This is a genomic window from Dokdonella fugitiva, from assembly GCF_014138265.1.
Taxonomy (GTDB): Bacteria; Pseudomonadota; Gammaproteobacteria; order Xanthomonadales; family Rhodanobacteraceae; genus Dokdonella_A; species Dokdonella_A fugitiva_A.
In genome coordinates this window covers 120,938-133,385 of record NZ_JACGXL010000005.1, presented here as the reverse complement: position 1 = coordinate 133,385, position 12,448 = coordinate 120,938, and the positions used below count along the sequence as shown (strand labels likewise).

Sequence of the window (12,448 nt, the reverse complement as noted above, 5' to 3'; positions counted from 1 at the left end):
TCACTGAGGCCCGCACGGCCGGATACAGCGGCTACCGGATGTCGGCGCGATCGGGCGGAGCGACATCGCTCCGGCACGCGACGCGTACTCCGGAGCGCTGCCTCACGCGTTCATCCGGCCGGGTCGAAGCCGTCGAGGTAGATGACGTCGTCGAGTGGCGTCGACACGACCACGGTGTTGTCGATCATGTTCGAGTCCGGCTCGTCGGCCGTTGCCGCGAACGTCGTCACGACCGGGTCGACCGGATTCGCGGCGACGACCGCGTCGAGCACGAGCGTCGCCGTCGCGCCGGTCGAAAGCGGATCGACGAGCACGCACTGCTGGTTCGCGCCGAGGCCGAGGCAGGTCCAGCCGGGCGAAGCCGACGCACCTGCGCTCGCGAGATCGGGCGCAGTGACGGCGATTTCGACGTGGTTCGCGGCATCGGGACCGTCGTTGTGCACGTCGACCGTGTACTGGATCGCCTGGCCGGCAACGACGGCGGTCGCGTTCGCATTCGCGGTCACGGCGAGATTCGCCGATACGGGAACCTCCCCGACGCAGTTGTAGCAGACGAGCGCGAAGTCCTGGTCGGTCGCGTCGCCGGAATGCGGCAGCGCGTCCGAGTTGATGTCGGTCGCGAGCACTTCGACGGTGACCGAGCCCGCATGCTGCGCCGACTGCAGGAACACCGCTTCGGTATTGTTCTTCGCGTCGGCGCTGCCGCCGACGGTCGACCAGCCCGCGTTGTCGAGCACGTTGCCGCGATAGACGCTGCCGTTGGCGGTCACGCGCAGGTCGAGGTCGTTGTTCCATGCCGGCGTAGAACCGCCGAGGCCATGGCCGGGCGCGTCGGTCCAGGCGAGCATGATGCGGATCGGCTTGGCCGGGTCGGCCGCCGTGTAGGTATGCGTCCAGCTCTCGCCGGTATTGTCGAACACGGTCGTCTGGTCCACGTATTCGACGGCTTCGGTCGGCGCGAGCACGGGCGGCAGCTGCAGGCGTCCCCAGCCCTGCCTGTTGTCGAACAGGTGGGTGAGCACGACGCCGTCCGCATCGTGGTTGCCGGTAAGGTTCTTCGCGACGGCGGTGAACGCGGCCTTGATCATCGCCGGGCTCGGATCATGGCCGAACAGGTTGCGGTAGTACTCGACGAACAGCGCCGACGCGCCGGTCACGTGCGGCGAGGCCATGCTCGTGCCACACATGAGCTGGTAGCCCGTCGAGCTCGCGCTCGAATCGACGCTGCACCCGGGCGCGACCATCGCCGGGATGCTGCGGCCGTCGAGCGCGGGACCGTGCGCGCTGTTCGAGGAGACGTCGTCGATCGCTGCGATCTGCACGGTCGCCGAACTCTGCATCTTGGTCGAGCCGATCGTGAAGATGTTCTTCGCTTCGTCGGGCGTGCCCTGCGAACTCGTACCGCCGTTGCCGTTCATGATCGACAGCACGAAATGCAACGGCTGGTCGCCCGCGGCGACCGGGTCCGCGTCGCGCACGCCGACGTCGACCTGGCGCGTGTCGCCGTCATAGCCGAGCGGCGAGCCGGCCGGTCCCCAGCTGTTGCCCGACATCACCGCACCGTTGCGCTGCGATTCGGTCATGAGCAGGAGCATGCCGCCGGCCTGCGTGAAGGTCGGGTCGTACAGCTGCTCGACGAGCTTCGCGCCGGGAGCGACGCCGAGTCCGCGCAGGAAACCGTTGGCGAGCGTGCCGGAGCTGCCATCCGCCGCCATGATGCCGGCCGTGTGCGTTCCGTGCGCGTCGGTCGCGGATCCGCCGCAGGTCGTGCCCGTGCACGGCAGCATGCGGTGCACGAGATCGGGATGCGTGTCGTAGATGCCACCGTCGACGTCGGCGATGACGACGCCGTCGCCGTTCACGCCGAGTTGCGTCAGCCAGGCGAGATAGCCCGGCACGGCGAGGTTGTTGCCGCCGTAGTTGCCTGCCACGATCTGGTCGCTCATTTCGCCGCGCAAGCCGCCGTCGTGCGGCACCGGCTGCACGCTGTAGACACCGGCGATGCGCGCGAGCGCACCGAAACGGTCGCCGGGCACGCGCACGTCGACGACCGAGAATGCGCGATCGACGGAGCGTTCACCGACGATCTCCGCGCCGGCTGCGCGCAGTTTCGCAGCGACGTCGCCCGCCCCACGGTAGATGCCCACGTGCACGTCGATCGCGTCGGCCGGCAGCGCGCGCCACTGCGGCAGCACGCGATACGCGGGCGCGAAATCGCCGATCCAGCGCACCGCCGGGCGTGAAGAAGCCGCTTGCAGTTGCGACGGGCGTGCCCACACGACGTAGCAGAACGGGTGGATGTACTGCACCGGTTCGACGCCACTCGCGCGCAGCGCTTCGAGGTCGCCCTGGCGCACCGGGCCGGTGAATTGCACGAGGTGCAGGTCGCCGCCGTCGCCTGCGGGATCCGCGGCCTGTCGCCACCCTGGAGGCAGCGAGGGTGGTGCCTGCAAGGGATCGAAACGCACGCCGCCGAGATCGAGCACGAACGGCTCGGCGACCTCGTCCACGTCGACTCCCGCTACGCGCAAGCGCTGCAGTTGCGCATCGTCGACCGCGAGCCACTGGAAGCGCCCGTAGTCGGTGCTGCGCGCGGACGTGCCACGCACGCGCGCGAGCTGCTGCGCGCTCGCTTCCACGCGCACCCAGTGGGTACGTGCGGACGGATCCGGCGCGGCGACCGCGGCGATGGAGAACGCCGCAGCGACGACGGCCGCGATCAGGGTCGGACGATTGCTGCGAGCCATGCGCCTACTCCCCGGAGCGGCTGGGGACCCGCTGTGCGGCCACGCCATGGGTATGGCCGGACGTCCCCAGGGCGCCCGCCGCATCGCGTGGCAAAAATCCAGTGTATACCACCGCGCGTGCCGGCCGGCTCGGGCGCGCGCCAAACGAAAAGGCCGCCCGGAGGGCGGCCTTCGTCGGACTGCGGACGGATGCGCTCAGTCGTCGAGGCGTTCGCGCGGTTGCACCGCGGGACCACCGATCGGGCTCTCGCCGCGCGGCTTGTCGCCGCCACCGCCCGGCTTCTTGTCGCCGCGCCAGTCCTTCGGCGGACCCGGCGTGCGGCCGGCCATGATGTCCTCGATCTGCGCCGCGTCGATCGTCTCGTACTGCAGCAGCGCCTCGGCCATCGTGTGCAGCTTGGCGAGGTTCTCGGTGAGCAGTTCCGTGCTGCGCGCGTAGGCGCGGTCGAGGATGTCGCGCACTTCCTCGTCGATGCGGCGCGCGGTCTCGTCGGAGACGTTCTTGTGCTGGGTGACCGATCGGCCGAGGAACACCTCGTCCTCCTCCTCGCCGTAGGCGATCGGGCCGAGCTTGTCCGACAGGCCCCACTTGGTGACCATGTTGCGCGCCATCTTGGTCGCGCGCTCGATGTCGTTCGACGCGCCGGTGGTGACCTTGTCGGCGCCGAAGATGAGCTCTTCCGCGACGCGGCCGCCGTACAGCGAGCACAGCCGGCTGATGATGTTTTCCTTGTTGTAGCTGTAGCGGTCGTTCTCGGGCAGGTACATCGTCACGCCGAGCGCACGACCACGCGGGATGATCGTGACCTTGTAGACCGGGTCGTGGTCGGGCACGAGGCGACCGACGATCGCATGGCCCGCCTCGTGGTACGCGGTCAGCTTCTTCTCGTCCTCGCTCATGATCATCGAGCGCCGCTCGGCGCCCATCATGATCTTGTCCTTGGCGCGTTCGAAGTGGTCCATGCGCACTTCGCGCGAGTTCTCGCGCGCGGCGAACAGCGCCGCCTCGTTGACGAGGTTGGCGAGGTCGGCGCCGGAGAAGCCCGGCGTCCCGCGCGCGATCGTCATCGGCTCGACGTCGGCCGAGACCGGTACCTTGCGCATGTGCACCTTGAGGATCTGCTCGCGGCCGCGCACGTCCGGCAGCGGCACGACGACCTGGCGGTCGAAGCGGCCCGGGCGCAGCAGCGCGGGATCGAGCACGTCGGGGCGGTTCGTCGCGGCGATCACGATCACGCCCTCGCTGCCCTCGAAGCCGTCCATCTCGACCAGCAGCTGGTTCAGCGTCTGCTCGCGCTCGTCGTGGCCACCGCCGAGGCCGGCGCCGCGATGGCGGCCGACCGCGTCGATTTCGTCGATGAAGATGATGCATGGCGCGTGCTTCTTCGCCTGCTCGAACATGTCGCGCACGCGCGCGGCGCCGACGCCGACGAACATCTCGACGAAATCGGAACCGGAGATCGAGAAGAACGGCACCTTCGCCTCGCCGGCGATCGCCTTCGCGAGCAGGGTCTTGCCCGTGCCGGGCGAGCCGACCATGAGCACGCCGCGCGGGATCTTGCCGCCGAGCTTGGTGAACTTGGACGGATCACGCAGGAACTCGACGAGTTCGGAGACTTCCTCCTTCGCCTCGTCGCAGCCGGCGACGTCGGCGAACGTGATCTTGACCTGGTCCTCGCCCTGCAGCTTCGCGCGCGAACGGCCGAACGACATCGCGCCGCGCCCGCCCGCGCCCGCCTGCATCTGGCGCATGAAGTAGATGAGCAGGCCGATGAAGATGAGGATCGGTACCCAGTCGAGCAGGATGCGCCAGAGCGGCATCACGTTGTCAGGCGGGGTCTGCCGGACTTCGATGCCGTTCTTCGCGAGCAGCTCGAGCAGGTCCTTGTTGCCGTCGATCGGCACGATCGTCGACACCGTGTTGGTGCCGTCCTTGAGCTTGGCCGTCGCCTTCGAGGGGATCTCGGCACTGAACGTCACCGACGCCACGCTGCCGTTGCCCACCTTCTGGGTGAACTCCGAATACGCCACGTCCGACGGCTGCGAAGCGCGCGGATTGAAGCTCTGGAATACGGTCAGCAACACGACCGCGATGACCACCCAGAGCAGCAGGTTCTTGGCCATGTCGTTCATCATGCGGTTCCTCCGCAAGCGCCCGCGCGATCCTGCGTGGACGTCTCACGAAAAGCGTCGGTCATCTGGAAACAATCGAACATGAATGCCCTCACGCGCGCTTGCCTACGGCCAGCGCATATACCTCCGGGCTGCGCGCCCGGGAGGCCTTCGGCTTGCGGATGCTGACTCGCTCATAGCCTGCACGCAAGCGCCTTACGAAATCGTCAAATCCCTCGCCCTGGAAGACCTTGGTGAGGAATGCCCCGCCCTTGCGCAGGTGCCGGGCCGCGAATTCCTCCGCAAGTTCGACCAGGTGCATCGAACGGGGCTGATCGACCGCGTTCACGCCACTCATGTTGGGGGCCATGTCGGAAAGCACAAGATCGACCTCTTCCCCGCCGAGTGCCTGCTCGAGCTGCCCGAGCACCGCGTCCTCGCGGAAATCGCCGAGGATGAACTCGACCCCGCCGATGCCCTGCATCGGCAGGATGTCGAGCGCGATCACCCGCCCCTTGTCACCGAGCCGCTCGCGCGCGACCTGCGACCAGCCGCCCGGCGCCGCGCCGAGGTCGACGATGACCATGCCCGGCTTGAGCAGGCGGTCGCGCTCGATCAGCTCCTCGAGCTTGAACACCGCGCGCGAGCGCCAGCCCTCGGCCTGCGCCCGTTTCACGAAGGGATCGTTGAAGTGCTCCCGCAACCAGCGGGAACTCGATTTGCTGCGCGCCATGGGCTCGAATCGCGATTCATGCCCGTGGCAGCCCCGCGCCGATGGCCGGCGGGCGCCTGCGAGGGACTCGTCAAGGCCGGCATGATACCCTGTCCGACCCGCGGGCGGCTCCTCCGTCCGCCCTGATTCGGTTGCCGTTCATGCCCCTGTCCGCCTCCCAGAAGCGCTACCTGCGCGGTTTCGCCCACGACCTCAAGCCGGTGATCCTGGTCGGGCAGAAGGGCGTGACGAGCGCATTGCTGGCCGAATTCGACGGCGCGCTCGACCACCACGAACTGGTCAAGGTCAAGCTCGCCGACGACGACCGCGAGTCGCGCGCGGCCTCGATCGAGGCGATCCGCGCGCATTCCGGGGCCGAACTCGTGCAGGCGATCGGCAAGGTCGCCTGCTTCTTCAAGCGCAATCCGGACCGCAACCAGTACCCGCTGCCCAAGTAAGCCGTGCAGCTCACCCACGAATTGCCGGAAGGCCATTTCTTCTTCCGCGCCTGCGCGCCCGGCGTCGTCACGGTCGTCGATCGAGAGCTCAGGACGAGCCTGCTGCTCGCGCCCGACCGCATCGTCGAGGACTGGCCCGTGACGACCGCGGCCGGGTTCGACGTCGCCGCCGCCGACGCGGTCGCCGCGCTCGAGCCCGAGGTGGTCCTGCTCGGCACCGGCGAGACGCAGGTGTTCCCGCCGCGCGAAGCGCTCGCCGCACTGCTCCGTCGCCGCATCGGCATCGAGGTGATGACGAACGCCGCCGCGTGCCGCACCTACAACCTGCTCGCTGGCGAGGGCCGGCGCGTCGTCGCGGCGATCATGCTGCCGGGGCCCGCAGCGGATCCGGCCTCCTGAGCTGCCCGACGGGCGCCCTCGTCACGCCTGCCAGGCGCTGATCGTCACGTAGTAGCCGTCGGGATCGCGCAGCGAGAATTCCATCGTTTCCGTATTGGGGTTGCGATTGGGTGCTTCCTCGAAGCGCTCGACGAGCGTGCCCGCGCGTTGCAGTGCAGCCTCGAAGTCGTCGACGCGGAAGAACAGCAGCAGGCCATTGCCAGGCTCCGCGCGATCGGCGCTCGCCAGCGTGGGATGCTCATGCGCGCCCCATGCGTGCAGGCACAGCAGCACGGTGCCGTCCGCATCGACGAGTTGGCCGAAATACGCGTGCGCAGGCGCGCCCGGCGGCTGACCGAACAAGCGCTGGTACCAGGCGAAACTGCGTGCGACGTCCTTCACGCCGATGATCGTCCACGTGCGCTTCATCGTCGTCGCACCTCGCCTGTGGGGAGAGACCCGAAGCGTACTCCGCTTCAGCGCGACTGCGACGCGAGGAGGAGCGGACGCACCGCCGTTCGCGCGCGATACGCGCGCTCAATCACACGGCACTTCGAGATCGACCACGCGCGCAGTCGCCATCGTACGCAGCGTGCGCAACAAGATGCCCGCCGAGGCGGCACCCAGCAGCTCACCCTCGGCGTAATTGACCATGAGCTCCCAGTGCGTGAGCGACTCGCACCGCGACGGAAGCCGGCGACTGCGATAGTGCGCAGGCTGTGCGTCGCAGACGTCGCGCACGGACGTGCTCAGGGCCGGCGTGCTGACAACCGCAACGATGCGCCACTCGGGGTTCATGCTTGCCAATCGGGATTCGTCGTTCAGGGACCGTCACTATGGTCCTCGTTTCCCTGGCAAATGGGTGACAGGTGTCGCGGAATTCACCGTGATTCACGCAAATTTGCGATCGTGCGGCCCCGTCCCCCCGCCCCGTCGCGACGACGACGGCGTCACGGGTCGAAGGAGTGCGCGTTCGCCGGCGAATCCATGAGCCCGTCGAGCCACGACGGGTCGTGCGGCGGGGATCCGCCGTCGATGGCGTCCACGAGCTGCAAAGGGTCGAGCGGAACGGCTTCGACGGCCTGGGAATCCAGTGCGACTGCATCCGCCATGCTCTCGTGCATCGAGGCGTAGTCGCACCGTTCGCCGGTCCGCTGGTGGTAGTCCGCGAAGTCGTGTGGTGACGCATAGAGGGACAATGCCCAGCAATCCCACGCATCGGGGAAATTGCAGCGGCGCGCGGCCGCCTTGATGTCCCTCACGGCGTAAGTCGGCCTGCTGCCGTGGCGCTTCGCGAGATCCGCACCGACCTTGCGCCCGAGCAGCCGCTTGTCGATGGCGGCGAGTCCGCAGATGTCCATGAATTCACCGTTCGCCTCGAAGACGCGCGACGGATGATGATAGCGCAGACGCCACGCCGGACCGGAGCCTCGCAGGCCCGCCCTCGCGACCAGGCGCGTCCGCGATGCGCTCAATCGAGCAGGATCGCGCCGCCCGCGTAGGTACCGCGCACGGCGCGCAGGTCGTCCTCGATGTCGCTCGCCCGAACGCCCATGCGATACGAGCCGATCGCCGTGTCGGTCGCGCCACGTCCTGCATCGTCCGCGCCGACCGCCCAGAGGATGTCGCCGGCGGCGTTGGACCAGACCGTCACGTCGCCGTCGGCGAGCGCGGCGTGGATCGCGAGCGCCGTCGCACCGAGGTCGCCCGACAGCGAGTGCGCGCGCGCCGCGCGGCGCGTGGCGCGCTTCATGCGTCCCTCGCATCCGCGGGACCGTCGCGCAGCACCCACGAACCCCAGACGATGCGGAAGTGATCGAGGCGACCGAGGTCGGCGAAGCGCAACAATGCTTCGAGCACCGAACGCGTGGTCGCGAGCGCGTCGTCGGTCTGCGTTACGGCGACGCAGACGCTGTACCAGGACGAGCCGTGCGGCGACTTGATGAAGTGCTCGATGCGGAACGGCGCCGCGCTCGCGAACCCGGCGAGCAGGGCGCGCACGTCGTCGAGGTCGGCCGTCGTCTCGACGACGGCGAGCGTATGCATGCCGGGCGCACCCGGCGTCGTTTTCGTTTCGTTCATTAGACTTGGCCATGATGGCCGCGGCGTGTGGCGCTGGAGTCTGCGCGCCGAGCCTGAATGCCGTCGCGGGACGAATGCCCCGGATCGCCTGGTGCGTTTGTCCCGTGCAGCACCGACGACCTTTCGACCACGAGGGATCGCGCGCGTCCATGAGCAGAGCATCGTCGCCTCCCGCCGGATTGGCGGACCTCGACCAGCTGCGGCAGATCCTCGCCGGGATCGCCGAAGGCGTCATCCTCGTCGGCGCCCGGCGCGACCTGTTGTGGGCGAACGCGGCGGCGTGCGGCATGCACGCGGTGGAGACGCCCGCGCAACTCGGACGCACCGTCGCCGAGTATCGGCGCCTGTTCCGATTGAGGTACCGCAACCATCGTCCCCTCGTCGCTGCGCAGTACCCGTTGCAGCGCGTCGCGTCGGGCGAGGCGTTCGCCGACGTCGTCGTCGACGTGCAGGCGCAGGCCGACCCGGCCATGCACCGCGTGCACCGCGTGCGCGGCCAGCCGATCGTGTCGAAACACGGCGGCACGCAGGTGCGCGCGCTGTTCATCACGGACGTCACCGACTGGGCCAGTTCGGAACAGCGCTTCGAGAAGGCGTTCGGCGCCAATCCCGCGCCCGCGGTGATCTGCCGAGTCGCCGACCTGCGCTACGTGAAGGTCAATCCCGGCTTCCTGCAGATGACCGGATACGCGAGCGAACAGGTGCTCGGCCGTTCCACCTACGAATTCGACGTGTTGGCGGGTGCGGGCGATCGCGACGCGGCGATCGCGCGCCTGTCGGCATGGCAGACGATCCCGCAGACCGAAGCCGAACTCGCGGTCGCGGACGGCAGCGGCAAGCTCGTCGTCGTGGCCGGCCAGCCGATCGAGATGGCGGGCGAGCCGTGCATGCTGTTCACCTTCATCGACCTCGAACCGCGCCGGCGCGTCGAACTCGCGCTGCGCCACAGCGAGGAGAAATTCGCGAAGGCGTTCGCGATGTCGCCGGTGCCGGCGATCGTCTGCCGCGCCGACTCGCTCGAAATCACCGACGTCAACGAAGCCGCGTCGGCGCTCGCTGGGCGGCCACCGGACGAGCTCGTCGGGCGCACGCTCGCCGCGCTCGGGCTGCTCGGCGCGACGCCGGACCGCAACCGCGTCGCCGCGCAGGTCGGCGCGCACGGGCGCGTGCGCAACGCCGAACTCACGCTCGCGTTGCGCGAAGGCGAGTCGGTCGACGTGCTGGTGTCGGCGGAGACCGTGCGCATCGAGGGGCGCGACTGCGTCCTCGTCGCCTACCTCGACATCACCCACCGCAAGCGTCGCGAGCTCGAACTCGCCGACGCGGTCGAGGCGATCATGCAGGATGCATCGTGGTTCAGCCGCCCGTTGATCGAACGGCTCGCGCGCGTGCGCCGCGGCGACGCGGCCGGCGAGTCGGCGGAGATGGCGAGCCTCACCCGTCGCGAGGGCGACGTGCTTGCCCTGATCGGCGAAGGCCTCGCGGACAAGGCGATCGCGACGCGCCTGCAACTCTCGCCGCGCACGGTGCGCAACCATGCGACGTCGATCTACGCGAAACTCGGCGTGCGCGGGCGCGCCGAGGCGATGCTGTGGGCGCGCGAGCGCGGCATGCACGGCCTGACCGCGCCGGCGAGGAAGGCGCGCCCCGGTCGCGCGTAGGGCGCGCAGGGCGATCGGCCTCATCGGCCGCGGTGGCCCCCGTGGCCGAATCCGTTGCACTATCGCGTATTCCAGAGTGTCCTCCTCGCGCGAGTCCGCCATGCCCGCCCGCCGTCGCTGCGTGTTCGTCTGCCTCCTCCTCCCGCTCGCACCGATCGCCGCCTGCGCGCAATCACTCGTCGTCTACGACGACGCGCTCCAAAACGGCTTCGGCGACTGGTCCTACGGCGGTGGCAGCAACTTCGCGAACACGACGCCGGTGCACGCGGGCTCGCACTCGATCTCGCTCGCGGGCAACGCCTTCAACGCGGTGTCGTTCACCCACGAAACCGGTCTGCTGTCCACGACGAGCTATCCCGTGCTGCACCTGTGGGTGCACGGCGGCAGCGGCAGCGGCCAGCAACTCGGGCTCATCCTGCAGGCGAACTGCAGCGCCGCGGGCAACCCCTGCACGGTCGTCGCGCAGCACAGCCTCAACCCGTACATCACCGGCGGCGCGCCGGCGGCAGGCACGTGGCGCGAGGTCACCGTGCCGATCACGCAGCCGCCGCTGTCGTACTCGGGCGGCTTCGACCGCATCGACATCGAGAGCAGTGCAGCCGGCACGCAGCCGACGCTGTATTTCGACGACATCACGCTGCAGGGTTCGAATCCGGTCGATACGATCTACGCCAACGGGTTCGAAGGCGCGCCGGTCGCGGCGAGCATGCTCGTCGAGGAACACGACGTCACGGTCGCTTCGATGGCGAGCGACCGCTTCACCTGGCGCGACTCGGCGAACAAGCCGCGCGTCGCCGTGCTCGCCCACAACGACGGCCAGACCGGGCCGACCTCGCCGGGCGGCTATCCGAACCGCGGCGGCGCGCTGCGTGAGTTCCGCTACCAGATGCCTGACGGTTCGACGCGCATCGCCGGCGTCACGGACTACGGCAACGCGGGCCAGGGCGGCTTCGGCTACGTCGTCTCGCATTCGGCGTGGCCGAGCAACGGCGGTGGCTGCAACGGCGACGACTCGCCGCTCGGCTACGGCACGCCGGGTTCGTTCCAGCGCGTGTTCGAAGGCCGCCATCACGCGATCTTCCGCTTCACGCAGAACTATCCGCGCCACTGCAGCGCGGCGCCCGGCGGCGCGAGCACGGTCGTGCCGGTGACGATCGACTGGAGCTTCTCGACCGGGCGCGACAACCCGCTCTGGTCGGTGACCTGGGACATGAGCGCGCTCGGCGCGAACTATCTTTTCGACGACTCGCGCGCGCCTTACGGCGAGCTCGAGATCGACGGCTCGGGCGCCGCGGACATCAGCGGCGTCGCCTGGGGCGATCGCTGGCAGTTCACGAGTACGCTCGCGCCGGTCACGCTCGACAGCACGTGGACGTGGAACACGCCGAACAGCGTGCCGTACGTGAAGCTCTGGGTCGCCTCGACGAACGCGACGATGGGGCTCGTGCAGAGCCAGACGATGACGCAACAGGACGCCGGCGCGCGCAACGCGTTCTACCACGACGTCACCGCGTACTGGAACCACACGAGCGCGCAAGGCGACGCCGGCGACGGCTACGCGATGCCGTGGCAGGACAGCTGGCCGTACCAGGCGAACTCGTATTCGATCGACGTCGGTGCATCAAGCAACAACGCGCGCCTCACCTGGGGCACGTCGTACGGTTTCCTCGGCCAGACCAGCTACGACGTGCACGACGGCGTCGTCGCGACTGCGTCGGGCTACCCGAAGAAGAGCTACGCGGTCTACGTCGTGCTCGGCCCACACGGCGCGAGCCCGGTCGAGGCGCAACGCGCCGAGGTCGAGGCGATCCAGACGCTCGCGCTGAGTGCGAGCATCGGCAACGTCGCGACGAGCGGCCCGGCCGGCCCCGCGCGCAGCGACACGATCACCTACGCGCCGGCGGGCTACGACCCGGTCTACGGCGCGCTCACGTTCGCCGCCGCGGGGAACGCGCTCGATGCGAACATCGCCGTCGGCGCGGGGCGCACGTTGAAGCACCCACTGCTCGTCGTGCGCGGCGTCAACGCGTATCCGCAAAGCGTGAAGCTCAACGGTACGACGCTCGCCGCCGACATCGACTATTACCCGTCGCTGCGTGCGGGTGCGAACGAGCTTTGGCTCACGCTGAATCGTGACTTGACGGGTGCTGCGAACCGCGTGCAGCTGCAGCCTTAGGCTTCGACGCGGGAGCGCGCTGCAAGGCCGCTGGTGCCTCCTCACGCCGGGTATGGCGTTTCGCCTGCCCCACTGCGTATCCGGTGACGTCGGCGGCCTGCGCCGCCTCACCGGATGGAGGC

Annotated in this window: 12 protein-coding genes; 4 read left to right on the top strand and 8 right to left on the bottom strand. The window is 69.0% G+C overall.

Going from position 1 to position 12,448, the window contains the following annotated elements; all coding sequences use genetic code 11:
• Nucleotides 1-110 precede the first annotated feature (110 nt).
• The 3 genes from FHW12_RS15160 to rlmE all read right to left on the bottom strand — a co-directional run bounded on the left by FHW12_RS15160 (nt 111) and on the right by rlmE (nt 5,592).
• On the bottom strand, nt 111-2,747 hold the full coding sequence (locus FHW12_RS15160; RefSeq protein ID WP_182531886.1) for a S8 family serine peptidase: 2,637 nt from the start codon (nt 2,745-2,747) through the stop codon (nt 111-113).
• Between the two features lie 195 nt (nt 2,748-2,942).
• On the bottom strand, nt 2,943-4,880 hold the full coding sequence (gene ftsH / locus FHW12_RS15155; RefSeq protein ID WP_182532138.1) for an ATP-dependent zinc metalloprotease FtsH: 1,938 nt from the start codon (nt 4,878-4,880) through the stop codon (nt 2,943-2,945).
• Nucleotides 4,881-4,971: 91 nt separating this feature from the next.
• The gene (gene rlmE, locus FHW12_RS15150; RefSeq protein WP_182531885.1) at nt 4,972-5,592 is read right to left on the bottom strand and encodes a 23S rRNA (uridine(2552)-2'-O)-methyltransferase RlmE; all 621 of its coding nucleotides are present in this window, start codon (nt 5,590-5,592) and stop codon (nt 4,972-4,974) included.
• A gap of 140 nt (nt 5,593-5,732) precedes the next feature.
• Here rlmE and yhbY point away from each other — a divergent pair, with 140 nt between their 5' ends.
• On the top strand, nt 5,733-6,029 hold the full coding sequence (gene yhbY, locus FHW12_RS15145) for a ribosome assembly RNA-binding protein YhbY (protein ID WP_182531884.1): 297 nt from the start codon (nt 5,733-5,735) through the stop codon (nt 6,027-6,029).
• A gap of 3 nt (nt 6,030-6,032) precedes the next feature.
• Complete coding sequence (locus FHW12_RS15140) at nt 6,033-6,428, top strand: Mth938-like domain-containing protein (protein WP_182531883.1); 396 nt, start codon at nt 6,033-6,035, stop codon at nt 6,426-6,428.
• 21 nt (nt 6,429-6,449) lie between these two features.
• On the opposite strand, the gene FHW12_RS15135 is transcribed toward FHW12_RS15140, so the two are convergent.
• The 5 genes from FHW12_RS15135 to FHW12_RS15115 form a co-directional block, all read right to left on the bottom strand.
• Complete coding sequence (locus tag FHW12_RS15135) at nt 6,450-6,836, bottom strand: VOC family protein (RefSeq protein WP_182531882.1); 387 nt, start codon at nt 6,834-6,836, stop codon at nt 6,450-6,452.
• A 108-nt stretch (nt 6,837-6,944) separates the two neighbouring features.
• Complete coding sequence (locus FHW12_RS15130; protein ID WP_182531881.1) at nt 6,945-7,205, bottom strand: hypothetical protein; 261 nt, start codon at nt 7,203-7,205, stop codon at nt 6,945-6,947.
• Nucleotides 7,206-7,357: 152 nt separating this feature from the next.
• Complete coding sequence (locus FHW12_RS15125; RefSeq protein WP_182531880.1) at nt 7,358-7,768, bottom strand: hypothetical protein; 411 nt, start codon at nt 7,766-7,768, stop codon at nt 7,358-7,360.
• A gap of 110 nt (nt 7,769-7,878) precedes the next feature.
• Nucleotides 7,879-8,160, bottom strand: a complete 282-nt coding sequence (locus FHW12_RS15120; protein ID WP_182531879.1) for a hypothetical protein — start codon at nt 8,158-8,160, stop codon at nt 7,879-7,881.
• The gene (locus tag FHW12_RS15115; RefSeq protein ID WP_182531878.1) at nt 8,157-8,489 is read right to left on the bottom strand and encodes a hypothetical protein; all 333 of its coding nucleotides are present in this window, start codon (nt 8,487-8,489) and stop codon (nt 8,157-8,159) included. The genes FHW12_RS15120 and FHW12_RS15115 overlap by 4 nt, the downstream gene beginning before the upstream one ends.
• A gap of 149 nt (nt 8,490-8,638) precedes the next feature.
• Between FHW12_RS15115 and FHW12_RS15110 the strand changes: the two genes are divergently transcribed.
• Nucleotides 8,639-10,150, top strand: a complete 1,512-nt coding sequence (locus FHW12_RS15110; protein WP_182531877.1) for a PAS domain S-box protein — start codon at nt 8,639-8,641, stop codon at nt 10,148-10,150.
• Nucleotides 10,151-10,250: 100 nt separating this feature from the next.
• Nucleotides 10,251-12,326 (top strand): hypothetical protein, encoded by a 2,076-nt coding sequence (locus tag FHW12_RS15105; protein WP_182531876.1) that lies wholly within the window; start codon nt 10,251-10,253, stop codon nt 12,324-12,326.
• Nucleotides 12,327-12,448 lie beyond the last annotated feature (122 nt).

Coding starts and splice junctions, on each gene's coding strand:
- FHW12_RS15160 (WP_182531886.1), bottom strand. CDS start 2,747: ATGGCTCGCAGCAATCGTCCGACCCTGATCGCGGCCGTCGTCGCTGCG.
- ftsH (WP_182532138.1), bottom strand. CDS start 4,880: ATGAACGACATGGCCAAGAACCTGCTGCTCTGGGTGGTCATCGCGGTC.
- rlmE (WP_182531885.1), bottom strand. CDS start 5,592: ATGGCGCGCAGCAAATCGAGTTCCCGCTGGTTGCGGGAGCACTTCAAC.
- yhbY (WP_182531884.1), top strand. CDS start 5,733: ATGCCCCTGTCCGCCTCCCAGAAGCGCTACCTGCGCGGTTTCGCCCAC.
- FHW12_RS15135 (WP_182531882.1), bottom strand. CDS start 6,836: ATGAAGCGCACGTGGACGATCATCGGCGTGAAGGACGTCGCACGCAGT.
- FHW12_RS15130 (WP_182531881.1), bottom strand. CDS start 7,205: ATGAACCCCGAGTGGCGCATCGTTGCGGTTGTCAGCACGCCGGCCCTG.
- FHW12_RS15125 (WP_182531880.1), bottom strand. CDS start 7,768: ATGGACATCTGCGGACTCGCCGCCATCGACAAGCGGCTGCTCGGGCGC.
- FHW12_RS15120 (WP_182531879.1), bottom strand. CDS start 8,160: ATGAAGCGCGCCACGCGCCGCGCGGCGCGCGCGCACTCGCTGTCGGGC.
- FHW12_RS15115 (WP_182531878.1), bottom strand. CDS start 8,489: ATGAACGAAACGAAAACGACGCCGGGTGCGCCCGGCATGCATACGCTC.
- FHW12_RS15110 (WP_182531877.1), top strand. CDS start 8,639: ATGAGCAGAGCATCGTCGCCTCCCGCCGGATTGGCGGACCTCGACCAG.
- FHW12_RS15105 (WP_182531876.1), top strand. CDS start 10,251: ATGCCCGCCCGCCGTCGCTGCGTGTTCGTCTGCCTCCTCCTCCCGCTC.